At 65.8% G+C, this 21,100-nt stretch carries 23 protein-coding genes; 14 read left to right on the top strand and 9 right to left on the bottom strand.

Features of this window, described 5'->3' with window-relative positions; genetic code table 11:
• Positions 1–3: 3 nt before the first annotated feature.
• Positions 4–924: a riboflavin biosynthesis protein RibF gene (ribF, locus tag GT748_RS07010; RefSeq protein WP_021659294.1), complete on the top strand. Its 921-nt coding sequence runs from the start codon at positions 4–6 to the stop codon at positions 922–924.
• A gap of 359 nt (positions 925–1,283) precedes the next feature.
• Here ribF and GT748_RS07005 read toward each other — a convergent pair whose 3' ends face one another.
• Both GT748_RS07005 and GT748_RS07000 read right to left on the bottom strand, forming a co-directional pair.
• Positions 1,284–1,859: a cyclase family protein gene (locus GT748_RS07005; protein WP_021659292.1), complete on the bottom strand. Its 576-nt coding sequence runs from the start codon at positions 1,857–1,859 to the stop codon at positions 1,284–1,286.
• A 98-nt stretch (positions 1,860–1,957) separates the two neighbouring features.
• Positions 1,958–2,797 (bottom strand): 5'-3' exonuclease, encoded by an 840-nt coding sequence (locus tag GT748_RS07000; RefSeq protein ID WP_052537638.1) that lies wholly within the window; start codon positions 2,795–2,797, stop codon positions 1,958–1,960.
• Between the two features lie 448 nt (positions 2,798–3,245).
• On the opposite strand from GT748_RS07000, the gene rpsO reads away from it, so the two are divergent.
• Positions 3,246–3,503 carry a 30S ribosomal protein S15 gene (rpsO, locus tag GT748_RS06995; RefSeq protein ID WP_044992442.1) on the top strand — a complete coding sequence of 86 codons (258 nt, stop codon included), beginning with the start codon at positions 3,246–3,248 and terminating at the stop codon, positions 3,501–3,503.
• 112 nt (positions 3,504–3,615) lie between these two features.
• Here the strand turns inward: rpsO and GT748_RS06990 are convergent, their stop codons facing one another.
• The 5 genes from GT748_RS06990 to GT748_RS15175 all read right to left on the bottom strand — a co-directional run bounded on the left by GT748_RS06990 (position 3,616) and on the right by GT748_RS15175 (position 6,033).
• Complete coding sequence (locus GT748_RS06990) at positions 3,616–3,858, bottom strand: polymer-forming cytoskeletal protein (RefSeq protein WP_021660213.1); 243 nt, start codon at positions 3,856–3,858, stop codon at positions 3,616–3,618.
• A gap of 1 nt (position 3,859) precedes the next feature.
• Complete coding sequence (locus tag GT748_RS06985; RefSeq protein ID WP_021660214.1) at positions 3,860–4,573, bottom strand: DUF4004 family protein; 714 nt, start codon at positions 4,571–4,573, stop codon at positions 3,860–3,862.
• An 80-nt stretch (positions 4,574–4,653) separates the two neighbouring features.
• Positions 4,654–5,232: a hypothetical protein gene (locus tag GT748_RS06980; RefSeq protein WP_021660215.1), complete on the bottom strand. Its 579-nt coding sequence runs from the start codon at positions 5,230–5,232 to the stop codon at positions 4,654–4,656.
• A gap of 64 nt (positions 5,233–5,296) precedes the next feature.
• Positions 5,297–5,791: a GNAT family N-acetyltransferase gene (locus GT748_RS06975; protein ID WP_021660216.1), complete on the bottom strand. Its 495-nt coding sequence runs from the start codon at positions 5,789–5,791 to the stop codon at positions 5,297–5,299.
• Entirely contained in the window at positions 5,788–6,033 is a 246-nt protein-coding gene (locus tag GT748_RS15175) for a hypothetical protein (RefSeq protein WP_044992958.1), read from the bottom strand. The genes GT748_RS06975 and GT748_RS15175 overlap by 4 nt, the downstream gene beginning before the upstream one ends.
• Positions 6,034–6,328: 295 nt before the next feature.
• On the opposite strand from GT748_RS15175, the gene GT748_RS06970 reads away from it, so the two are divergent.
• Together GT748_RS06970 and GT748_RS06965 are read left to right on the top strand one after the other, a co-directional pair.
• Positions 6,329–6,766, top strand: coding sequence for a hypothetical protein (locus tag GT748_RS06970; protein WP_021660218.1), 438 nt, complete (start codon positions 6,329–6,331; stop codon positions 6,764–6,766).
• Between the two features lie 499 nt (positions 6,767–7,265).
• A complete protein-coding gene (locus GT748_RS06965; RefSeq protein ID WP_161213546.1) occupies positions 7,266–9,404 on the top strand; it encodes a polyribonucleotide nucleotidyltransferase in 2,139 nt (712 codons plus the stop codon).
• Positions 9,405–9,505: 101 nt separating this feature from the next.
• Here the strand turns inward: GT748_RS06965 and GT748_RS06960 are convergent, their stop codons facing one another.
• Together GT748_RS06960 and GT748_RS06955 are read right to left on the bottom strand one after the other, a co-directional pair.
• A complete protein-coding gene (locus GT748_RS06960) occupies positions 9,506–9,940 on the bottom strand; it encodes a hypothetical protein (protein WP_021658766.1) in 435 nt (144 codons plus the stop codon).
• A gap of 32 nt (positions 9,941–9,972) precedes the next feature.
• Positions 9,973–10,290, bottom strand: coding sequence for a helix-turn-helix domain-containing protein (locus GT748_RS06955; RefSeq protein WP_052537612.1), 318 nt, complete (start codon positions 10,288–10,290; stop codon positions 9,973–9,975).
• Positions 10,291–11,179: 889 nt separating this feature from the next.
• On the opposite strand from GT748_RS06955, the gene GT748_RS06950 reads away from it, so the two are divergent.
• The 10 genes from GT748_RS06950 to GT748_RS06905 form a co-directional block, all read left to right on the top strand.
• The gene (locus tag GT748_RS06950) at positions 11,180–11,392 is read left to right on the top strand and encodes a FeoA family protein (RefSeq protein ID WP_021658763.1); all 213 of its coding nucleotides are present in this window, start codon (positions 11,180–11,182) and stop codon (positions 11,390–11,392) included.
• Between the two features lie 16 nt (positions 11,393–11,408).
• Positions 11,409–11,630: a FeoA family protein gene (locus GT748_RS06945; RefSeq protein WP_021658762.1), complete on the top strand. Its 222-nt coding sequence runs from the start codon at positions 11,409–11,411 to the stop codon at positions 11,628–11,630.
• A 71-nt stretch (positions 11,631–11,701) separates the two neighbouring features.
• The gene (gene feoB / locus GT748_RS06940) at positions 11,702–13,882 is read left to right on the top strand and encodes a ferrous iron transport protein B (protein WP_021658761.1); all 2,181 of its coding nucleotides are present in this window, start codon (positions 11,702–11,704) and stop codon (positions 13,880–13,882) included.
• The gene (locus tag GT748_RS06935; RefSeq protein ID WP_021658760.1) at positions 13,879–14,034 is read left to right on the top strand and encodes a FeoB-associated Cys-rich membrane protein; all 156 of its coding nucleotides are present in this window, start codon (positions 13,879–13,881) and stop codon (positions 14,032–14,034) included. Before feoB ends, GT748_RS06935 begins: the two co-directional genes overlap by 4 nt.
• Positions 14,035–14,154: 120 nt before the next feature.
• Positions 14,155–15,918, top strand: coding sequence for an ABC transporter ATP-binding protein/permease (locus GT748_RS06930; RefSeq protein WP_368013976.1), 1,764 nt, complete (start codon positions 14,155–14,157; stop codon positions 15,916–15,918).
• Complete coding sequence (gene cydC, locus GT748_RS06925) at positions 15,915–17,573, top strand: thiol reductant ABC exporter subunit CydC (RefSeq protein WP_161213547.1); 1,659 nt, start codon at positions 15,915–15,917, stop codon at positions 17,571–17,573. The genes GT748_RS06930 and cydC overlap by 4 nt, the downstream gene beginning before the upstream one ends.
• Entirely contained in the window at positions 17,573–17,923 is a 351-nt protein-coding gene (locus GT748_RS06920) for a nitrous oxide-stimulated promoter family protein (protein ID WP_021658757.1), read from the top strand. Before cydC ends, GT748_RS06920 begins: the two co-directional genes overlap by 1 nt.
• Positions 17,920–18,348, top strand: a complete 429-nt coding sequence (locus GT748_RS06915; RefSeq protein WP_021658756.1) for a YbaN family protein — start codon at positions 17,920–17,922, stop codon at positions 18,346–18,348. Before GT748_RS06920 ends, GT748_RS06915 begins: the two co-directional genes overlap by 4 nt.
• A gap of 242 nt (positions 18,349–18,590) precedes the next feature.
• Entirely contained in the window at positions 18,591–20,813 is a 2,223-nt protein-coding gene (locus tag GT748_RS06910; RefSeq protein WP_073261184.1) for a purple acid phosphatase family protein, read from the top strand.
• An 89-nt stretch (positions 20,814–20,902) separates the two neighbouring features.
• Positions 20,903–21,100, top strand: a 198-nt coding sequence (locus GT748_RS06905) for a hypothetical protein (RefSeq protein WP_205301334.1), incomplete at its 3' end; no start/stop codon positions are given.

Genomic DNA, 21,100 nt, shown 5'->3' with positions numbered 1-21,100 from the left:
CCGATGGAAGTGGCGGCAACACTGGACTTTTGCAGTTTGCAGCAGACCTCGGTGGCGCTGGGGTACTTTGACGGGGTGCACCGGGGCCACATGGAGGTGATTTCCCGGGCGGTGGCCACCGCCCGGGAGAAGGGGCTGCGCCCGGCGGTCTTCACCTTTGTGGCCGAGGGGGGCCGCAAGGGGGAGCGGGTCCTGCAGGGGCAGCTGCTCACCGAGGCGGCCAAGGAGCGGCTGCTGGCGGGCGCCGGGGTGGAGCTGGTGCTCACCCCCCACTTCGCCAGCTTTCGCCAGATGGAGCCGGAGCAGTTCGTGGCCGAGGTGCTCCACCTGCGGCTGCGGGCCCGGGCAGTGACCTGCGGCTACGACTTTCGCTTTGGCCGGGGCGGGGCGGGGGACGCCGCCGCCCTCAAGCGCCTCTGTGCCCCCCTGGGCATCGCCGTGGAGGTGGTGCCCGAGTTCCGGCTGGCGGGGCGGGAGGTCTCCTCCACCCGCATCCGCGCCCTCATCGCCCAGGGCGAGGTGGAGGAGGCGGGCCGGCTGCTGGGCTACCCCTTCGCCGTGGAGGGGAGCGTGGGCCAGGGCAACCACCTGGGCCGCACCCTCCAGTTCCCCACCGTCAACCAGCAGCTGCAGGAGGGGATGGTGCAGCCCCGCTTCGGGGTCTATGTCTCCCGCACCCGGGCGGCCGGGCGCTGGTGGCCCTCGGTGACCAATGTGGGGGTCAAGCCCACGGTGGGGAGCGAGTGGCCGGTGGCCGAGACCAACCTGCTGGGCTTTTCCGGCGACCTGTACGGGGCCGAGATACGGGTGGAACTGCTCCACTTTCTGCGGGGGGAGCAGAAGTTCGCCTCGGTGGAGGCGCTGCGGGAACAGATTGCCCGGGACGTGCAGAGCGCCCGGGACTACTTCGCCCAAAACGGCTGAGGGGTGGGCCCCGCCGGGCAAACGGGCAGTATCTGCCAGGCGAAAAAGGGCATCCTCCGGCCTTCGCCCCAGAGAGGGCTGCCGGGGTGGTGGCATCGCACCGCCCCCATCGCCCCCGTTGCCCCTATTGCCCCCGGTGGGACACCGTTTCGCACCGTTTGCTCCCCAAAAATCGCTTTTTTGTCTCTTCGGCGCCCATTCGTTCAGGAGGGGCTTCTGCCAAAGCCCGTTTGCGCTCCTCCGGTCAAACCGGGGAGAGGCTGGGGGTCAGAGCTGAAAAATAAAAATACAGGCAGGCGGATGATACGCCTACCTGTATTATTTTTATAAAAAACAACAAATTGGATTGTTTGGGCGGGTCAGGGGGCGATCAGAACGGCCCGCACCGGCGCGCCGTCGCTGCCGGCGATCTTGACGGGGGCGGCCGAGAGGAAGTAGCGCCCCGGCTCGACCCCCTCCAGCTTGAGGGTCTCGATGATGGCGATCCCCTCGCCGAGGATGCTCTGGTGGGGCGGTTTCTCCCCGCCCACCGGGCCCACCGAGAGGGCGTCGGTGCCCAGGGTGATGATCCCCTTCTCCCGGAGGATGGGACCGGCGTTCTCGCTGAAAAAGGCAGACCCCTTGACGAGGAGGATGGAGCAGCCCTGGGTGTCCAGCTCCCGCAGCCAGGTGTCGCCCACAGTCTGGCCGGGATAGCTGACCACCAGACACTCGCCGATGTAGTGCTCCAGCGGCATGTCGGCGATGGAGACCGGCGAGTCGGTGAAGTGGCAGGGGGCGTCGGTGTGGGTGCCCTTGTGCACCGAGGTGGTGATTTGGGTGCAGTTGCAGTCGTCCCCCCGCGCCCGGCTGAGGGTCTGGCGGGTCTCGGCCGGCGGGTCGCCCGGGTAGAGGGGGGCCGAGAGCAGTTCGTGGGAGATGTCGATCAAACGCATGGCAAGCGCCGCCTTTCCGTTTTCTTTTCTCCAGCATAGCAGAGAGTTCCCCCCCTGTACAGGGGCGGCGGCGCTTTTGGGGCAAAAAAGCGCCGGGCCTACCGCTCGCCGATGGCGGCGATGATTTCGTAGGTCTTGCGCTCGCGCAGGGCGGGGCTCGGCCGCCGCGGCACCAGTGCCCCGGTGTCGAGTGTCCGGTCAAGGGCGATTAGCCGCTCGTTCCGGACGATCTTGTCCCGGTTTTCCCGCAGGATGCCCGCCGTTTTGGAGGCGGGCTGGGCGGCGATGTAGGGGGCGATCCCCCCGCTGTGCAGAATGGCCGCCGCGGTCTTGGGGCCGATCCCCCGCACCCCCTCGATGTTGTCGCTCTTGTCCCCCACCAGGGCCTTGTAGAGGACGTACTCCCCGGGCGAGACCTGAAACCGCTCCCTCACCCGCCGGCAGTCGAAGAGGACGCTGTTTTTTCCCCGGGGAACGTAGAGGGTGGTGCGCCCGTCCACCAGCTGAATGAAGTCGGAGTCGGTGGAGACGACGGTGCAGGCCCGCCCGGCCGCCCCCTCCCGCGCCACGAGGGAGGCGATGAAGTCGTCGGCCTCCACCCCCTCCGCCTCCCGGTGGGGGATGTCCAGGTAGTCCAGCGCCTTTTTGATGAGGGGCAGTTGGGCAAAGGGGTTCTCCCCCTCCGGCACGTCGGCGTAGTCCCGCCGGTTGGCCTTGTAGCCGCTGTCGATGGCCAGGTTGCCCGTCCAACTGGTCTCACTGTCAAAGACGACGGCCAGGGCGCAGGGGTCAAACTGCTCGGCCAGCTTCTTCAGGCTCCCCAAAAAGCCCACCAGCCCCTTGATTTCCCGCCCCTCCCTATTTAAAATAGAGGCGGGGATCCCATAGTACATCCGAAACAGCAGGTTGTGCCCGTCCACGACGACGATTTTTTCCATCTTTTCGCCCTCCCCGATCAAAAGGTGATGTGGGCCGCTGTTCGGCCCCGCGGTGGCCCCCGCCCCCCCGCGCAAAAGGGGGGCGGGGCGGTTTTCTCTGTCCCCCCGCCGGCGGGGGGATAAAAAAAGACAGGTATGACATCGATCATACCTATCTCTAGGGTCCGGCCGCCCGGCCGGAGGGAACTGTTTCTGCCCCCATTATAGCAGAGGGGCGGGCCCTTGGCAACGCCCTCACACCCTTCCTTTTTTGGAGGGGGAGGAGGGGCCGTTCCCCGCCGGCGAACGCCGGGAAAAGATTGGATTTTTGCTTTACAACAGCCCTGGTTTGTGGTATCCTAACAACTGTGTGACCCATTACTTGGCTCTGGGGGCATGCCCCGAAACGGGGAGTTCACCTGCCCACTGCGAAGTTTTGCGGCGCAAATTTTACAATGAGGTGAAAGACATGGAAAACAAACAGGAACTCATCGCCAAATACCGCGTCAATGAGAAAGACACCGGCTCGCCGGAGGTGCAGATCGCCCTTCTGACCGCCCGCATCAACCACCTGAGCGAGCACCTGAAAGAGCACCCCCACGACCACCACTCCCGCCGGGGTCTGCTGAAGATGGTCGGCAAGCGCCGCAATCTGCTCAAGTACCTGACCAAGGTCGATGTGGAGCGGTACCGCGCCATCATCAAAGAGCTGGGCATCCGCAAGTAGGCGACGATCAAAAAAATAGAAAGGGCCCTGGCCCCCATTGGCCAGGGCCCTTTTTTTGCAGGAGCGCCGCCCCGCCATCGGCTGGGGCGGCGCTCCTTTGACGCGTGTTTTTTTACAGGCCCTGCCGGACGCAGTCGCCGGTGACCTGGCCGATTTTGGCCGAGCGGTGGACCGAGAGGGTGCCGCTGCAGGTGAGTTTGCCCACCTTCAGCTTCCCCTGGCAGGTGAACTTGCCCGAGACGGAGAGGGACTGGGCCGTCAGATCGCCGGTGCACTTGCCCATCCCCGAGACCTTGACGCTGCCGTACTCCCCCCCGGCAATGGTGCCCATCCCATCGATTCGCGTATCCTGCATCTCATTTCCTCCTGCTCTCATCTGTCGGGCCGCTCTCAAAGCGGGCGGTGTACTTCATCTTGATGCGGCCGGCCAGCTCGCTCATGGGGCGACTGTCCAGCACCGAGACGGCCGGGCCGAAAAGGGGCGGCTGCTCCCCCCCGGTGACCGCCAGGGTCAGCTCCCCCCCGCAGCGAAAGAGGGTGCAGCCCCCCTCGGCGCAGCGCAGCGGCGGGGGGAGCGCCAGGGCCTGATAGACCAAGTCCTTGGCGCTTTCGGGCGGGAGGGAGAGGCGCTGTACCCCCTCCCACAGGGCGGCCAACAGCACCGCCTGGTCAAAGGAGAGGCCGGCGGGCGGGGCGGCGGCTTCGGCTGCGGCCAGCAGGTCGGGCCCGATCTCGCCCCACTCCCAGAGTTCCCGCGGGGCAAGGGGGACATCCACCGCCTCGGGGGAGAGGATCTTGGCCAGCTCTTCCAGGGAGTAGCGGTCTTTTGCCTCCAGAATGGCCTGTACCCGGGCGAGCATCTGCTCTTTGGGGAAAAAGGTCTCCTGCCCGGTGTAGGAGGACTGCTTGATAAACCATCCCTCCGGGATCAGCCGCTCCCGCTTCCAGCGGTAGAGCTGGCCGTAGGAGATGCCGGTCTCGGCCAACAGCTGTTTTTTGGAGATGAGTTCCAGGGAAATCGCCCCCTTTCGTAACAATGTTCTGTCGATGGACTTATCGTAACATAACATTGTTTTGTTGTCAACCAAAACTTTGGCGCAAAAAAAGAGAGGGCCGCAGGGCCCCCTCTCAATGGGTGGGTAGAAGACCGCTATTCCCCTGCCGGGGGAAAGGCCACCTGCCGCCGGTAGACGGGGCCGGGGATGGTGGCGCGGTAGACGGCGTCCAGCAGGGCGGGGATCTCGCGGTCGGGGAAGTCCCGCGCCACCGGGAAGAAGAGGATGCGGTACTCCACCCCGAAAAGGCGGCAGCGGCAGCCGGTCTCCCGGGCCCCGTTTTTCAGGTAAAAGCGGATGCGCCGGCGGCGGGTCTCCCGCTCCGGGGCGGTGGGGGCGGTGTCGGGGTCCTCCACCTCGATGAGCAGCCCCTGGCAGCCGTCGAGCTGGCCGGGCAACTGCCGCCAAAAGGCGCTGCCCGCCCCCTGGCCCCGGCCCCCCTGGCAGACGGCGTAGTAGTCCAGCAGCCAGCAGGGGCCCTCGGGCACCCGGGTGAAAAAGGCGTAGGCGCGCAGTTCTGCCCCCGCAAAGCCGCCCAGGCAGAGGTAGCGCCCCCGCCGCAGCAGGGAGAGGATGGCCGCCAGGGGCTTGCGCTCGGCGGGGGGAAAGTCGCGGGAGAGGTGGCGGGCGTAGAGGGCGCGCACCTCTTTGGCGGTGAGGGGTCGGCAGTTCAAAGAAGATGCTCCTTTCTGAATGCGCCGCCGCCTCAAAGCGGCGGGGCAGGGAATGGGGGCGCCCCTATGCAAGGGGGCGGGTGTACTGGATCTCCTCCACCGGCTGGCCCCCGACCTCCCCTTCGAGGCGGGCGCCGGAGGGGGCAAAGCCCTGGCGGCGGTAAAAGGCCTGGGCCCGCAGGTTGCCCTTCAGCACCCACAGGTAGACAGAGGGGTAGCCCTGACCGGCCAGCTCGTCCAGCGCTGCGCCCAGCAGCGGGACACCCAGCCCCCGGCCCCAGTAGGCGGGTTTTAGGTAGAGGGAGACCACCTCCCCCCAGCCCGCCATCTCGGGGTTGCGGGCCGGGCAGCAGGAACAGGTGTCGGCGATGATGTCCCCGTCCAGGAGGAGGAAGCTCGTTCGCTGGGGGGCGTCCAGCACCCCCAGCCAGTTGCGGGCGTCGAGGCCGTCGAGATAGGCCTGGGGGATGAGTCCCCGGTAGGCGGCCCGCCAACTGTCCACGTACACCTGGCCGATGGCGAGCCGGTCGTCGCCGTCTGCGGCGGGGCGGACGATCATCCCTCCGCCCCCCCTTCTGAGGGCGGGGTGGGCCCGGGCGGGTCCTTTTTCTTGATGGCGGTGCCGATGGCCAGCCCCAGACAGAGGCCGACGGAGATGCCGATGGCCAGGTTGTGAAAGACGGCGCCAAAGGCCGTTCCCAGGCAGAGACCCAGGCCCAGCCCCAGGGACTGGTAGTTTTCTTCCTCCGGCTCGGGGGGAGGGGTGGGGTCGTCGCGCTTGGGCGCTTCGCCGGTGGACATAAAAATCGCTTCCTTTCGCCGCTGTTTCTCCCAGTGTACTGTCTGTACAGGCCCGCTGTCAACGACTTTGCGGTTTGACAACAACTGGCATTGGGGGTAAACTGGCATCCAACCCACCAAAGGGCCCTGCCGTCCGCCGGGGCGAACGGCAGGAACAGGGCCCTTCGGCAGAACGCCCCCGCCCGCTGCGGCGGGTATCCCTCCGCGCCGCGGGCCCGGCGGGAGAGAGGGCGTCCTGCCCAGAGGGGGCACCCAGGGCCCCCCTCGGACCCCATCTTGAAAGGAGCGCGTTTTTATGTGTGAGGAGTGTTACAGCGAAGACAGCCGGGCCACCCCGCTGCGGGGGGCGCGGGCCTGCCTGGAGGGGCACACCCAGTACATCTGCGGCAGTTGCGGCCGCTGCATCTGCATCGAGAGGGAGGAGCGGCGCGGGCTGCAGCGCTGGAACTTCCCCTTTCAGACCCTCGAGCAGGCCAAACTCTACCTGCGGGCCGCCGACCACACCCGCCAAAGGGCCTGCGGCATCTACCAGATCGAGGGGCCGGGCGGCCGGACCTTCTACAAGATTTTCCCCGGCCGGGAGGAACTGGCGGCCTTTCTGCGCAAAAACCCCGGCAAGCGCTGCCCCCAGGGCGCGCCCCTCTTTTCGGCCGGCCGGTACCGCGAATTCCCCGGCACCCAGGTGCGGCGGCTGCGCCCCCAGGAGGTGGAGGCGTACCTCGCCCAGCGGTGACGGGGGATGGCCGTCCCGCCGCCCCATCCCCCCCTCCCATTCTGCCCCGTCCCCTTTGCCAGAGCCGCCTTTTCCTCTCGGCCGCAGCGCATCCGTCCCCTCCCGCCGCCCCATCCCCCCTCCGCATCTCTGGAAGGCAGGGCCGCCCCCTCTCCGCCCGATGGCGAAGGGGGGCGACCCTGCCTTCCCTTCCCTTACCCCCCGTCGGCATTTGTCGAATTGCCTACAAAATGGCCGCAGTTATGGGCATAGCCCACAAAACTGCGGCCATTCCTTTACAGTGAACTGGTATTTATACTATACTGATGCCATAGCCGAACGGCCGCCTCCCCTTTCCCGCCGTGGGGGAGGGGGGGCGGGCCGCCCGGCCCCGGGGTGGGGGCGGACATCGGTTTTTGCAGACTATCGCGCCCCCTTTGCGCCTTCAAAAGGGGTGGGATACCCTGTAAAAGCGCGGTCCCGCCGGCCATCAATTTTGTGTGCGCAGGAGGAATGCGTGATGTTTGAGGAATTCAGAGTGTTTGAGACCCAGTTCGCGGGGAAGAAGCTGTCGGTGGAGACCGGGAAGATGTGCTGCCTGGCCAACGGCTCCTGCCTGGTGCGCTACGGCGAGACCACCGTGCTCTGCAACGCCACCATGTCCCAAAAACCCAGGGAGGGGATCGACTTCTTCCCCCTCTCGGTGGACTTTGAGGAAAAGCTCTACTCGGTGGGGCGGATCCCCGGCTCCTTTTTGAAGCGGGAGTCCCGTCCCTCCGAAAAGGCGGTGCTGGCCTGCCGGATGGTGGACCGCCCCATCCGCCCCCTCTTCCCCAAGGACATGCGCAACGACGTGGCGGTGGTGATGACGGTGATGTCGGTGGACCCCACCTGCGCGCCCGAAATCGCCGGCCTCATCGGCACCTCCATCGCCCTGGCCATCTCCGACATCCCCTGGAAGGGGCCCATCGGCGGGGTGCAGGTGGGGCTTGTGGACGGCAAGGTGGTGCTCAATCCCAGCGAGGAGGAGGGCCACCGCTCCGACCTGCACCTGACCCTGGCCGGCTCCAAGGAAAAGATCGTCATGATCGAGTGCGCCGCCAACGAGGTGGACAACGACACCATGCTCGACTGCATCAAGGCCGGGCACGAGGAGATCCGCTCCATCATCGACTTCATCGAGAACATCCGCCTGGAAATCGGCAAGGAAAAGATCCCCTACACCTCGAAAGACGTGCCCTTTGAACTGCTGGACGCGGTGCGCGACTACGCCCTGGAGAAGATGCAGCACTGCATGGACACCGACGACAAGCGGGTGCGCGACGAGCGGCTGGCCCCCCTCTACGAGGAGGTGCACGACCACTTTGACGACCGCTGCCCCGACGACCCCGGCCTGATCGACGACTGCCTCTACAAGCTGCAAAAGCAGGTGGTCCGCCGCTGGCTGTTGGACGAGGGCAAGCGGGTCGACGGCCACGGCGTCGACGAGATCCGCCCCCTGGCGGCCGAGGTGGGGGTCCTCCCCCGGGTGCACGGCAGCGCCCTCTTCACCCGCGGGCAGACCCAGGTGCTGACGATCGCCACCCTGGGCCCGGTCAGCGAGTCGCAGCGGCTCGACGGCATCGACCACGAGACCGGCAAGCGCTACATGCACCACTACAACTTCCCCTCCTACTCGGTGGGGGAGACCCGGCCCAGCCGCGGCCCCGGCCGCCGGGAGATCGGCCACGGCGCCCTGGCCGAAAAGGCCCTGGTGCCCGTCCTCCCCAGCGAGGAGGAGTTCCCCTATGCCATCCGCCTGGTGAGCGAGGTGCTCTCCTCCAACGGCTCCACCTCTCAGGGCTCCATCTGCGCCTCCACCCTGGCGCTGATGGACGCCGGCGTCCCCATCAAAGAGCCGGTGGCGGGCATCTCCTGCGGCCTGGTGACCGAGGGGGAGCGCTGGATGACCATGGTGGACATCCAGGGGGTCGAGGACTTCTTCGGCGACATGGACTTTAAAGTCGGCGGCACCAAAAACGGCATCACCGCCATCCAGGTGGACATCAAAAACGACGGCCTGACCTATGACATCATTGCCGAGGCCTTTGAAAAGACCTACAAGGCCCGGATGCACATCCTAAACGACATCATGCTCAAGGCCCTGCCCGCCCCCCGGCCCGAGGTGTCCCAGTACGCGCCCAAGATGCGGGGGATGCAGATCCACCCCGACAAGATCCGTGAGGTCATCGGCTCGGGCGGCAAGGTCATTCAAAAAATCTGCGCCGAGTGCGGCGTCAAGGTGGACGTGGAGGACGACGGCCGCGTCTTTGTCTCCGGCATCGACCTGGCCGGGGTGGAGCGCGCCATCACCATCATCAAGACCATCGTGCAGGACCCCGAGGTGGGCGCCCTCTACAAGGGGGTCGTCACCCGGCTGATGAACTTCGGCGCCTTTGTGGAGATCGCCCCCGGCAAAGAGGGGCTGGTCCACATCTCCAAGCTGGACAAAGAGCGGGTGGAGAAGGTGGAGGACGTGGTCAACGTGGGCGACGTGGTGGTGGTCAAGGTCACCGAAATCGACCGCCAGGGCCGCATCAACCTCTCCCGCAAGGACGCGCTGGAGGAGATGGAGCGGGCCAAAAAGAAGAGAGAAGAGCAGCAGGAGCAGGGGGAGTAAAGCCCCCGCATCCCCGCCGCCAAAAAAGAGAGGGCCCACACAGCCGTGTGGGCCCTCTTTTGTCGCCTGTTCTATACGATTTGTAATATACAATAAAACAATTACAGATTTTTCTCCCCCGGCAGGGGCTGCAAGGGGGATTTGCCGTCGGGGAGGGGGCATATCTGGTAGAGGCGGTCGCTCAACTGTACACAGGTGCGGTAGGCGGACCAGTAGCGCCCGCACAGCCGCTTCCAGCGCTTGGTCAGGAGGAAACCGGCGAGGGTGGCGGCCGCGCAGAGGCAGCTGCGCCCCCAAAAGACGTACCGCCCCCAGCCGGGGAAGAGCAAAAACAGGAAAAAGCCTGCGCCGAGGCAGAGCAGGAGGGCGTATAAAACAGGCGTCCAATGCCAAAAGTGGGTGCGCCGTTCCAGCCGTTCTCGGGCCTGTTCGGCCGCCAGCAGCCGGGGGTAGACCTCCTCCCACCGGCGGCAGATGGCGTCCAGTTCCTCCCGCTGCGCCTGGGAGAGCTGCGAGACGTCCGGCCACTGCGACATGGGGCACACCCCCTTTCGGGCAGAAGGGGCGGCTAGTCCCGCGCCTTCATGATGGATTTGAGCACTTCCTTGAGCAGCCGCCGCTCGTGTGGGGTGAGGCGATCGACCAGGGGGCGGATGTCCTCCCCCCCGTCGGGCAGGCAGAGGTCCCCCTGCAAAAGGTACTGGGGGGAGACCGTGAGATTGTTGCAGATTTTCAGCAGCAGGTCCAGCCCCAGCCCCCGCTTGCCGCTGAGGATCTTTTGCATGTAGGCGGCGGAGACGTCGCACGCCTCGGCCAGCGCCTCCACCGTCACCCCTTTGGCCAGCCGCGCCTCGTTGAGCAGCTTGCCGAACTGTGTCCGGTCCACCCGGTCCCACCCCCTCTCTGCCCGTTTGGTATAAGACTGCATGGGCCCCTGACCGCGCGCCGCGCCGCCAGGGCCCTTTTTCAGTATAGGAAATATTTTCCCTGCGGAGAATCGACAGACCGGCCTTTTTGCGGACAGAAAGGCCGCGGCGGTCCTTTTTTTGAAATCCGCTGAGACATTCCCCGCAGTCAATTCAACAGTATACAGGATTTGAGGAGACAATATACCAACGATTGAGGGTATTGCCGTATTTTTTGCCGGGTGTCCACCTTGCGAGTTATTGGGGAGAAAGCATACCGCCGTGGGTGATGGAAAGGGAGAAGGGAGGGAGATGTGCCCTCTCCCCGCCAGCACAGTCCGTCTCATCCCCTCTTTTTTCACGGCATGGGGCGAGATAGAGAGCACGTGTTTCACCCCTTTTTTCCAGCGTGCGATGGATATAACAAGATTCCGACAGTACACGGGAGCAAGGGTACCTTCCTCTGACAGAAAACGCCCCGGGAGCGCTCTTGCCGCCGTCCCCCGGTGGGATCCTCCCGGCCATCCTGATTTCCTCCCATCCCCGTCCCCTCTGTGCGCGGAGGAAAAGGGGGGAGTGCCCCTCCCTCACCACGGCCACAAAGGCACCCCTCCCCGCCGCCAAAGGGGCCACAGCGCCCACGGAGGGGGAAAATCAGAAGAAAAAATTCCCACAAAATTTCGCGCGGCAGCGGCCATTTTGCGGCAAATCGGCAAAAGCGGGGGGCGGGATGAAAAATTTGGAGAGAGGGGATTGACAGATTGAGTTAGCGGCGGTAAACTATGAACTGTTCAAAGGAGTTAGTTAACGCTAACCTGATTGCATTGGCCCTCGGCCCCAGGTGGGCCGCCAAAGAGGAGGGGAGGGGACATGATGCCCTTGACAATGGCAAAGGCGGGGGAGACGGTCACCATCCGCAAGATCACCGGCCGCGACGAGGTCCGCCAGCACCTGGCGGAGCTGGGCTTTGTGGTGGACACGTCGGTGACGGTGGTCAGCGAGTTGGCCGGCAACCTGATCTTGCAGGTGAAAGACAGCCGCATCGCCCTGGACAAGACCATGGCCATGCGGGTGATAATTTGAGAGGAGAGAGAGCCCGATGAAAACGCTGAGAGACGCCAAGGTGGGGGACACAGTCACGGTGGTCAAGCTCCACGGCGAGGGGGCGGTCAAGCGCCGCATCATGGACATGGGGATCACCAAGGGGGTGGACATCCACATCCGCAAGGTGGCCCCCCTGGGGGACCCGCTGGAACTCAATGTCCGCGGGTACGAGCTGTCCCTGCGCAAGGCGGACGCACAGATGATCGAAATCAGCTAGGGCGGCGGGCGCCGCCTGTTTTTCGGCCAAGCGGTTAGCTTGCGCTAATCGAGAGAGGGGGAGTACAAGAAATGGAGATAAAAATCGCCCTGGCGGGCAATCCCAACTGCGGTAAAACCACCCTGTTCAACGCCCTGACCGGCTCCAACCAGTACGTCGGCAACTGGCCCGGCGTCACGGTGGAAAAGAAGGAGGGCCGCCTCAAAGGGCATGGGGACGCGGTCATTCAGGACCTGCCGGGCATCTACTCGCTGTCGCCCTACACCCTGGAAGAGGTGGTGGCCCGCAGCTACCTGGTGGGGGAGAAGCCCGACGCCATCCTCAACATCGTCGACGGCACCAACATCGAGCGCAACCTCTACCTGACCACCCAGCTCATCGAGCTGGGGCTGCCGGTGGTGGTGGCGGTCAACATGATCGACCTGGTGCGCAAAAACGGCGACCGCATCGACCTTGCCAAGCTGGGCGACGCCCTGGGCTGCCAGGTGCTGGAGATGAGCGCCCTCAAGGGGGAGGGCGGCATGGCCGCCGCCGAGGCCGCCCTGGCCCTGGCCAAGGGCCACCGGGCGGGGGAACTGCCCCACGTCTTTACCGGCAGCGTCGAGCACGCCATCGCCCACATCGAGGAGTCCATCGCCGGGAAGGTGGACGACCGCTTCCTGCGCTGGTACGCCATCAAGGTGTTCGAGCGCGACGAGCGGGTGATGGAGGAGCTGCGGCTCTCCGCCTCCCTGAAGGCGCACCTGGAACAGCACATCGCCGACTGCGAGCAAGAGCTGGACGACGATGCCGAGAGCATCATCACCAACCAGCGCTACGCCTACATCAGCGGGGTGATCGAGCGCTCGGTGAAAAAGAGGCGGGCCAAACACAGCCTCTCGATTTCCGACAAGATCGACCGCATCGTCACCAACCGGGTGCTGGCCCTGCCCATCTTTGCGGCCGTGATGTTTTTGGTCTACTACATCTCCATCTCCACAGTGGGGGACATCGTCACCGAGTGGACCAACGAGACCCTGTTTAGCGGCCTCATCTGCGGCAACCTGAGCGCCTGGATGGAGGGCATCGGCTGTGCGCCCTGGCTGGTGGGCCTGGTGGTCGACGGCATCGTCGGCGGCGTGGGCGCGGTCATCGGCTTTGTGCCCCAGATGCTCATCCTCTTCCTCATGCTCTCGGTGTTGGAAGACATCGGCTACATGGCTCGGGTCGCCTTTATCATGGACCGCATCTTCCGCCGCTTCGGCCTCTCCGGCAAGAGCTTCATCCCCATGCTCATCGCCTCGGGCTGCGGGGTGCCCGGCGTCATGGCCAGCCGCACCATTGAAAACGAGCGCGACCGCCGCATGACCATCATGACCACCTGCTTCATCCCCTGCGGGGCCAAAATGCCCATCATCGGCCTGTTTGCCGGGGCCCTCTTCGGCGGCTCCGGGCTGGTGGCCACCTCGGCCTACTTCATCGGGGTGGCGGCGGTGATTTTCTCGGGCATCGTCCTCAAAAAGACCAAGATGTTCTCCGGCGACCCGGCCCCCTTCGTCATGGAGTTGCCGGCCTACCACGTCCCCGCGGTGGGGAATGTGCTGCGGGCCACCTGGGAGCGGGGCTGGTCCTTCATCAAGCGGGCCGGCACCGTCATCCTGGCCTCCTCGGTGGTGCTGTGGTTCTTGCAGTCCTTCGGCTTTGTGAATGGGGTCTTCGGGATGGTGGAGGACAACAACACCTCCCTGCTGGCCTCCATCGGCAGCGCCATCTCCTTCCTCTTTGCACCCCTGGGCTTTGGCAGTTGGAAACCGGCCGTGGCCACCTTCACCGGCCTCATCGCCAAGGAGAACGTGGTGGGCACCTTCGGCGTCCTCTACGGCTTTGCCGAGGTGGCTGAGGACGGCGCCGAGATCTGGGGCAACATCGCCACCGACTTCACCCAGCTCTCCGCTTACAGCTTCATGATTTTCAACCTCCTCTGCGCCCCCTGCTTTGCGGCCATGGGCGCCATCAAGCGGGAGATGAACAGCGCCAAGTGGACCTTTGCCGCCATCGGCTACATGTGCGGCCTGGCCTACCTCGCCTCGCTGGTGGTCTACCAGTTGGGCCTGCTCTTCACCGGCCACGGCTTTGGCGTCGGCACCGCCGCCGCTGTCCTGGCCCTGCTGGCCGCCGTCTACCTGCTGGTGCGCAAAAACCGGTATGACGACAACCCCCTGGCGGTGCGTTCGGTCACCGCCGCCTCGAAGAAAAAGGAGATGATTTCTTGAACGGACCCACCATCGTCGGCGCGCTGCTCGTCTTGGCCGTCGTCGCCGCCATCGTCGGGCGGGGCATCTGGAACAGGAGACACCACCGGGGCGGTTGCAGCTGCGGCTGCGGCGACTGCCCCAGCAGGGGCCTCTGCCACCCCGACAAATAGACAAACAGGGGGACGCGGGCGGCAAAACCGCCGGCGCCCCTCTTTTTTGAAAGGAATATTTTCCCGGGAGAGGCCCCCGCAATGGGGCCCTCGGGGAAGGGAGTGAGGACAGACGAGATGATGATTGACAAGCGGCTGATCGGCGCTGTGCCGGACAGCAGGGGCCATGTGGCCCGAAACGTGCTCTACCAGTGGGGCGGGCTGTTGGCGAGCGCGGCCACGACCTTTGCCTTTGCCCGGCTGCTGGGCGGGCTGTTACAGGGGGTGGCCACCGGCGCCGACCTGGCCGCCGCCTGCGGGGTGGGGCTTTTGGCCATGGCGGTGCGCTGGCTCTGCACCGCCATGGCCGGGCGGGAGAGCTTTCTCGCCTCCCGCTCGGTGAAAAAGGCGCTGCGCCGCCGCATCTGCGACAAGCTGCTGCGGCTGGGGCCCTCCTATGCGCAGCAGGTCTCCACCTCGGAGGTGGTGCAGGTCTCCACCTCGGAGGTGGTGCAGGTCACCACCGAGGGGGTGGAGCAGTTGGAGACCTATTTCGGCGCCTACCTGCCCCAATTTTTTTACAGCCTGCTGGCGCCTTTGACCCTCTTTGTCCTGCTCTTCCCCATCAGCTGGAAGGCGGCAGTGGCCCTCCTCCTCTGTGTGCCGCTGATCCCGGCGGCCATCGCCGCGGTGCAGACCGTGGCCAAGAAGCTGCTCTCCCGCTACTGGGGCCAGTACACCGCCCTTGGGGACACCTTTTTGGAAAACCTCCAGGGGCTGACCACCCTGAAGATCTACGGGGCCGACGGCCGGAAAAACGAGGAGATGGACCGGGAGGCCGAGCAGTTTCGCCGCATCACCATGAAGGTGCTGAGCATGCAGCTCAACTCCATCACCATCATGGACCTGGTGGCCTTCGGCGGCGCGGCCCTGGGGATGATCCTGGCCGTGGGCGAACTGGCGGCGGGAAATCTCTCCTTCGCCGGGTGCCTGGCGGTCATCCTCCTCTCGGCGGACTTCTTCATCCCCATGCGGCAGCTGGGCTCCTTCTTCCATGTGGCCATGAACGGCATGGCCGCCAGCGGCAAGATTTTCGCTCTGCTGGACCTGCCCGAGGACCCGCCCCGCCAGGGCCGTCTGCCGGAGGACGACTACACCGTCTGCTGCCGGGACCTGCACTTTGGCTACGAGCCGGGGCGGCCGGTGCTGCAAGGGGTGTCGCTGGACATCCGCCCGGGCGCGCTCACCGCCGTCGTGGGGGAGAGCGGCTGCGGCAAGAGCACCCTCGCCGCCCTGCTCACCGGGCGCTGCCGGGGCTATGGGGGCGAGGTGCGCATCGGCGGGGTGGAACTGGGCCGGCTCTCCGCCGAAGAACTGGCCCGCACCGTCACCTATGTGGGCTTTGCGGGTTACCTGTTTTCGGGGACGGTGGCTGAAAACCTGCGCATGGGCTGCCCCGAAGCCGACGACGCGGCCCTCTGGCGGGTGCTGGAACGCACCTGGATGGCCGACTTCCTGCGGGGGGAACAGGGGCTGGAAACCCATCTGGAGCCCCAGGGGGCCAACTTCTCGGGGGGACAGCGGCAGCGGCTGGCCCTGGCGCGGGCCCTGCTGCATGACACCCCCATCTACATCTTTGACGAGGCCACCTCCAACATCGACGTGGAGAGCGAGAACGACATCATGGCCGAGATCCACGCCCTGGCGGGGGAAAAGACGGTCCTCCTCATCTCCCACCGGCTGGCCAATGTGGCCGCCGCCGACTGCATCTGCGTGCTGGAGGGCGGCCGGGTGGCGGGGTTGGGCAACCACCTCTCCCTGCTGGCCGAGGGCGGGCTCTACCGCGCCCTCTGGGCGGGGCAACAACAACTGGAAAGATTTGCGAAAGGGGGTGCGGCCCAATGAAGAAAAGGGAAAATTGGACGATCATGGCGCGGCTGATCCGGCTGGTGGGGCCCCTGTTGCCCCTGATGCTGCTGGCCATCTTGCTGGGGGTGGCAGGGTTTCTCTGCTCCACCTTCCTGAGCATATTCGGCGGCTGGGCGGCCCTGCAGGCTGTGGGGCTGAACGCCCCCTTTGCCCTGGGGACCCTCTTTGTCCTGGCGGCGGCGGCCGCCCTGCTGCGGGGCTTTCTCCGCTATGGCGAGCAGGCCTGCAACCACTACATCGCCTTTCGATTGCTGGCCCTGATCCGCGACCGGGTCTTTCGCGCCCTGCGGCGGCTCTGCCCGGCCAAACTCGAGTGCCGGGACAAGGGGAATTTGATTTCGGTCATCACCTCCGACATCGAACTGCTGGAGGTCTTTTACGCCCACACCATCTCCCCGGCGGCCATCGCCCTCTGCATGTCGGTCATCATGTCCCTCTTCATTGGCAGCTACCACCCCCTGTTGGGGCTGGTGGCGGCCACCGCCTACCTGGTGGTGGGCGGGGTGCTGCCGGTGCTCATCTCCCGCCGCAGCAGCGGGGCCGGGGCGGCCTTCCGCAGCCGGTCGGGCGAGCTGGGCGGCTTTGTGCTGGACACCCTGCGGGGGATGGGGGAGCTGTTGCAGTACGGCCGGGGGGAGGCCCGGCTGGCGGAGCTGGACCGCCGCACCGACGAGCTGTCCCGCACCGAGGAGGGGATGAAACGCCAGGCCGCCCGGGGCAGCGCCCTGACGGGGGCGGTCATCCTCCTCTTTGACCTGGCGCTGCTGTCGGCTGCCGTCGGCCTCTACTGGGCCGGGCAGGTGGATTTCGGCGGGGTGCTGATCCCCTTCCTCGCCCTGTTGAGCTCCTTCGGGCCGGTGGTGGCCCTGGCCAACCTGGGCAGCACCCTGCAAAACACCCTCGCCGCCGGGGACCGGGTGCTGGACATCCTCGACGAGCCCCCCCAGGTGGAAGAGGTCAGCGGCTGCCCGCCGGTGGCCTTTGACGGGGCCAGCTGTGAGGACGTCTCCTTCTCCTATGGGGACGAGGCGATCCTCGAACACCTGGACCTGTGCATCCCTGCGGGAAAGGTGTTGGGGATCTCCGGCCGCAGCGGCAGCGGCAAATCCACCCTGCTGCGGCTGCTGATGCGGTTTTGGGACGTGCAGGGGGGCGCAGTGCGCATCTCCGGGACCGACCTGCGCCAGATCGACACCGCCAACCTCCGCCGGATGGAGGGCTTTGTCACCCAGGAGACCCACCTCTTTCACGACAGCATCGCCGCCAACCTGAAGATCGCCAAGCCCGACGCCACCCGGGAAGAGCTGGTGGAGGCCTGCAAAAAGGCCTCGCTGCACGACTTCATCGAGACCCTGCCCCAGGGGTATGACACCCCGGTGGGCGAACTGGGGGACACCCTCTCCGGTGGGGAGCGGCAGCGGCTGGGACTGGCCCGCGCCTTTCTGCACGGCGCCCCCCTCCTGCTGCTCGACGAGCCCACCAGCAACCTGGACAGCCTCAACGAGGCGGTGATCCTGCGGGCCATCCGCCAGGAGCGGGGCGGGCGAACGGTGGTTTTGGTGAGCCACCGGGCCTCCACCATGGCCGTTGCCGACGAGGTGTACTCCGCCGAGCGGGGGAGGGCCAGTTGATGGGCCGGGCCCGGCCGGTGGGCGAAAAGCGCCGCCGGGAAAAGGAGATGGTGGCCGAGATGATCGCCCTCTACTGCCGGGGCCGCCACGGCAGCAGGGGAACGCTCTGCCCCCAGTGCGCCGAACTGGCCGCCTATGCCGCCGCCCGCAGCGACCGCTGTCCCTTTATGGAGGAAAAGACCTTCTGCTCCAACTGCCGGGTGCACTGTTACCGGCCGGAGATGCGCCGCCGCATCCGCGAGGTGATGCGTTACGCCGGGCCGCGCATGCTCTTTCACCACCCGGTGGCGGCCATCCGCCACGCCCTGTTGACCCTGCGCGAAAAAAAGCGATTGGAGGGAGAGAGATGAAGATACTCTACCTGATTTTGGGCTTTCTCGGCCTGGGACTGGGGGCCCTGGGCGCGGCCCTTCCCCTACTGCCGGCCTTCCCCTTTTTGATGTTGGCCGCCGTCTGCTTCGCCAAAAGCTCTCAGCGGCTCAATAACTGGTTTTTGCAGACAAAACTCTACAAAAACAACCTGGAGAGCTTTGTCCAGGGCCGGGGGATGACCTGGCGCACCAAGATCCGCATCATGGCCATCGTCACCCTGACCATGGCCTTTGGCTTTGCAATGATGGGGCGGGTGCCGGTCGGCCGGGTCGTCCTGGCGGCGGTCTGGGTCTTTCACCTCCTCTACTTTGTTTTCGGCATCAAGACCCTGCCCGCCGGGGACAACAGAGGGCGGGAGATACCCCTTGACTTTGCCGGGGCGGAGGAGGACGATGCCGCCTGAGGGCCGCCTTTCAAAATCCATTTTGCCACAGGGGGGAGCCCGGTCGGGGCTCCCCCCCCCCCCCCTTTTTTGCCCGAATGCCAGATCGGGGAAAGGGGGGTGTAGGGGAAAGGTGGGGGACTGTCAAAGCTCTGTAAGGCCGGGTAAAGAGTGGGTCAAAAGCCTTGAGAGGGCCGCCGGAGCGGCGCTATAATGCAACCGCCACAGGAAATGTTTTGAAGAAGAGAGAGGAGAAAGAGACTGTGAGAGTTGCAAAGAGAGCCGCCGTTTTGGGGCTGGCCGCCGCCCTGGCCCTTTCCTCGGCCGCGCCGGCGTTTGCCAGTTTTGCCGGCGACACCCAGGGGGGCAGCGCCTACCAAAGCTGGAAGAGCGCCAACTGGACGGCCGAAAACGCCGCCGACTCCGGCCGGCTGGCCATTGCCCCCGGCAAGACCGAGACCGACCTGAACTTCGCCTGGTACGCCCAGCAGAAGGGGGTACCCGCGGTGAGGATCGCCACCAGCAGGGAGGGGCTGGCCGCCGCCACCCCCATCCGGGGGACGGCCACCGCCATCGACCGCCAGAATGTGGCCGGAGTGCGCTATCTGGCCTCCAACAAGGTGGAGGTCGAGGGGATCATTGCCCCCAACACCCTCTACTACTACAGCTATACCGACGATGTGGAGGCCGCCGCCCCGGTGTGGAGCGAGCCCGCCACCTACCGGTCCCACGGCTTCGACAGCTTTGAGGTGCTCTATGTGGGCGACCCCCAGGTGGGGGCCTCGGGCAGCGCCGGACAGGGGACGGCCGACGACGCCAACATTGCGGTGGACACCTACAACTGGGACAAGACCCTTCGGTACGCCCGCGCAAACGAGGGCAAAAACGCCAGCTTCATGCTGGTGGCTGGCGACCAGATCGACTACTCCAGCGCCGACACCGCCGAGAAGCGGGCCATCCGCGAGAGCGAGTACGCCGGCTATCTCTACCCCGAGGCCCTCAAGGGGCTGCCCATGGCCACCACCATCGGCAACCACGAGAGCTATGGGGACGATTACTCCCTGCACTACAACACCCCCAACGCAGAAGACGGCCTGGGGGCCACCGCCTCGGGCAGCGACTACTACTTCAGTTATGGGGATGTCCTCTTCATCGTCCTCAACAGCAACAACCGCAACACCGCCGAACACCGGCAGTTGATGCAGAAGGCCGTCGAGAGCCACCCCGACGCCAAGTGGCGCATCGCCATGTTCCACCACGACATCTACGGCTCCGGCGAACCCCACGCCAGCGTGGACGGCGCCAACCTGCGCATCCTCTTCGCGCCGCTGATGGACCAGTTCAACATCGACGTCTGCCTCACCGGGCACGACCACTCCTACGCCCGCACCTACCAGATCCTCGACGGCAAGGTGGTGGACTACGACGAGAGCACCGGTTCCATCGCCGACCCTCAGGGCACCCTCTATATGTCCGCTGGTTCGGCCAGCGGCAGCAAGTTCTACAACCTGAACACCCCCAAGCAGTACTTTGTGGCCGAGCGCAACAACGAGAACAAGCCTACCTTCTCGGTCATCAAGATGGGGGGCAACCGCTTCTCCATCAGCACCTACGACTACGAGGGGAACCAGTACGCCCAGCCCTTCACCATCGTCAAAAACGCCGATGAGGAGTCCCTCACCAATCTGATCTCCCAGGCCCGGGAAAAGGAGGCGGGCGACTACACCGAGGGCAGCTATGCGGCCCTGCAACAGGCCGCCGACGAGGCCGTCGCCCTGCTGGACACCCGGGAGGATCCCGGTGCCGAGGCGCTGGCCCAGGCGTATGACAAGAACATCCAGGGCGACAACAGTGCCGACCCCCTCAACTACTACGGCTACGCCCAGGGGATGTACCAGGCCGCCGCCGATGGGGCCCTGAATATCAAGGCCACCACCCTAAAAGCCGGCTTCTCCACCCTGTTGGACAAGACCCTGCACCGCCAGCAGAACACCACCGTCTCGGCGGCCGACCTCTCCGCCCGCTATGTTGCCCTGACCCGGGCGCTGGACGGCTTGGCCCTGCGCGCCGATGCCGACGCCCTGCAGGCGGAGATCGCCCGGGCCGAGGCGGCGCTGGAAGCCGCCGAAGAGGGCGAGCATGCCGGACAGTATCCCGCCGGCTCCAAAGCGACGCTGCAGGCGGCCGTCGAGGCGGCCCGGGCGGTGTTCGGTGACCAGTTGGCCAGCAGCGGGGAACTGACCGCCGCCACAGAGACCCTGCGGGCCGCGGTACAGGCCTTTGCCGATGGGCAGCGCACCGAGAACGCCATCCCGCCCAGCCCCGACCAGGGCGGCGGGCAGACCCCCGATGCCGATCCCCCCGAGGCGGGTCAGCCCAACACCGGTGACCCCTCCGGCGCGGCCCTTCTCCCCCTGGCGGGTCTCAGCGCCCTGGCCCTGGCGGGCACCGGCGCCTGTTTGGCCAAGCGCCGCCGGACCCGGTGACCCCCCGTTTCCCCGCACAAGATGCAGAGGCGCCTCAGCGCCTCTGCATCTTGCCTCGCCCCCAATTTTTTTTGATGGAGGGGTCTTTCATGTGCGACGCCAACCGCGCCCGCCTGCGCCGCAGGCTGCCCGACCTGGCCATGCTGGCCTTTTTGCTGCTCTTCGCCCTCGCCCTCATCCTCCTCAACCGCTCGGTGCAAAAGGCCCCTCTGCTGCCGGAGGACGGCAGTACCTTTGAAAAGGGGACAGTGACCGCCCTGGTGGAGGACGACCTGACCGCCGGCGGC

It is taken from the genome of Bittarella massiliensis (ex Durand et al. 2017), from assembly GCF_009876955.1.
GTDB classification, from domain to species: domain Bacteria; phylum Bacillota; class Clostridia; order Oscillospirales; family Ruminococcaceae; genus Bittarella; species Bittarella massiliensis.
The sequence above is the reverse complement of the archived record's forward strand: the minus strand, read 5'-3'. Positions and strand labels throughout refer to the sequence as shown.

Bases quoted from the DNA above. Each gene is read 5' to 3' on its own strand.
- ribF (WP_021659294.1), top strand. From the start codon at position 4: ATGGAAGTGGCGGCAACACTGGACTTTTGCAGTTTGCAGCAGACCTCG.
- GT748_RS07005 (WP_021659292.1), bottom strand. From the start codon at position 1,859: ATGCGTTTGATCGACATCTCCCACGAACTGCTCTCGGCCCCCCTCTAC.
- GT748_RS07000 (WP_052537638.1), bottom strand. From the start codon at position 2,797: ATGGAAAAAATCGTCGTCGTGGACGGGCACAACCTGCTGTTTCGGATG.
- rpsO (WP_044992442.1), top strand. From the start codon at position 3,246: ATGGAAAACAAACAGGAACTCATCGCCAAATACCGCGTCAATGAGAAA.
- GT748_RS06990 (WP_021660213.1), bottom strand. From the start codon at position 3,858: ATGCAGGATACGCGAATCGATGGGATGGGCACCATTGCCGGGGGGGAG.
- GT748_RS06985 (WP_021660214.1), bottom strand. From the start codon at position 4,573: ATGTTATGTTACGATAAGTCCATCGACAGAACATTGTTACGAAAGGGG.
- GT748_RS06975 (WP_021660216.1), bottom strand. From the start codon at position 5,791: ATGATCGTCCGCCCCGCCGCAGACGGCGACGACCGGCTCGCCATCGGC.
- GT748_RS15175 (WP_044992958.1), bottom strand. From the start codon at position 6,033: ATGTCCACCGGCGAAGCGCCCAAGCGCGACGACCCCACCCCTCCCCCC.
- GT748_RS06970 (WP_021660218.1), top strand. From the start codon at position 6,329: ATGTGTGAGGAGTGTTACAGCGAAGACAGCCGGGCCACCCCGCTGCGG.
- GT748_RS06965 (WP_161213546.1), top strand. From the start codon at position 7,266: ATGTTTGAGGAATTCAGAGTGTTTGAGACCCAGTTCGCGGGGAAGAAG.
- GT748_RS06960 (WP_021658766.1), bottom strand. From the start codon at position 9,940: ATGTCGCAGTGGCCGGACGTCTCGCAGCTCTCCCAGGCGCAGCGGGAG.
- GT748_RS06950 (WP_021658763.1), top strand. From the start codon at position 11,180: ATGATGCCCTTGACAATGGCAAAGGCGGGGGAGACGGTCACCATCCGC.
- GT748_RS06945 (WP_021658762.1), top strand. From the start codon at position 11,409: ATGAAAACGCTGAGAGACGCCAAGGTGGGGGACACAGTCACGGTGGTC.
- feoB (WP_021658761.1), top strand. From the start codon at position 11,702: ATGGAGATAAAAATCGCCCTGGCGGGCAATCCCAACTGCGGTAAAACC.
- GT748_RS06930 (WP_368013976.1), top strand. From the start codon at position 14,155: ATGATTGACAAGCGGCTGATCGGCGCTGTGCCGGACAGCAGGGGCCAT.
- cydC (WP_161213547.1), top strand. From the start codon at position 15,915: ATGAAGAAAAGGGAAAATTGGACGATCATGGCGCGGCTGATCCGGCTG.
- GT748_RS06920 (WP_021658757.1), top strand. From the start codon at position 17,573: ATGGGCCGGGCCCGGCCGGTGGGCGAAAAGCGCCGCCGGGAAAAGGAG.
- GT748_RS06915 (WP_021658756.1), top strand. From the start codon at position 17,920: ATGAAGATACTCTACCTGATTTTGGGCTTTCTCGGCCTGGGACTGGGG.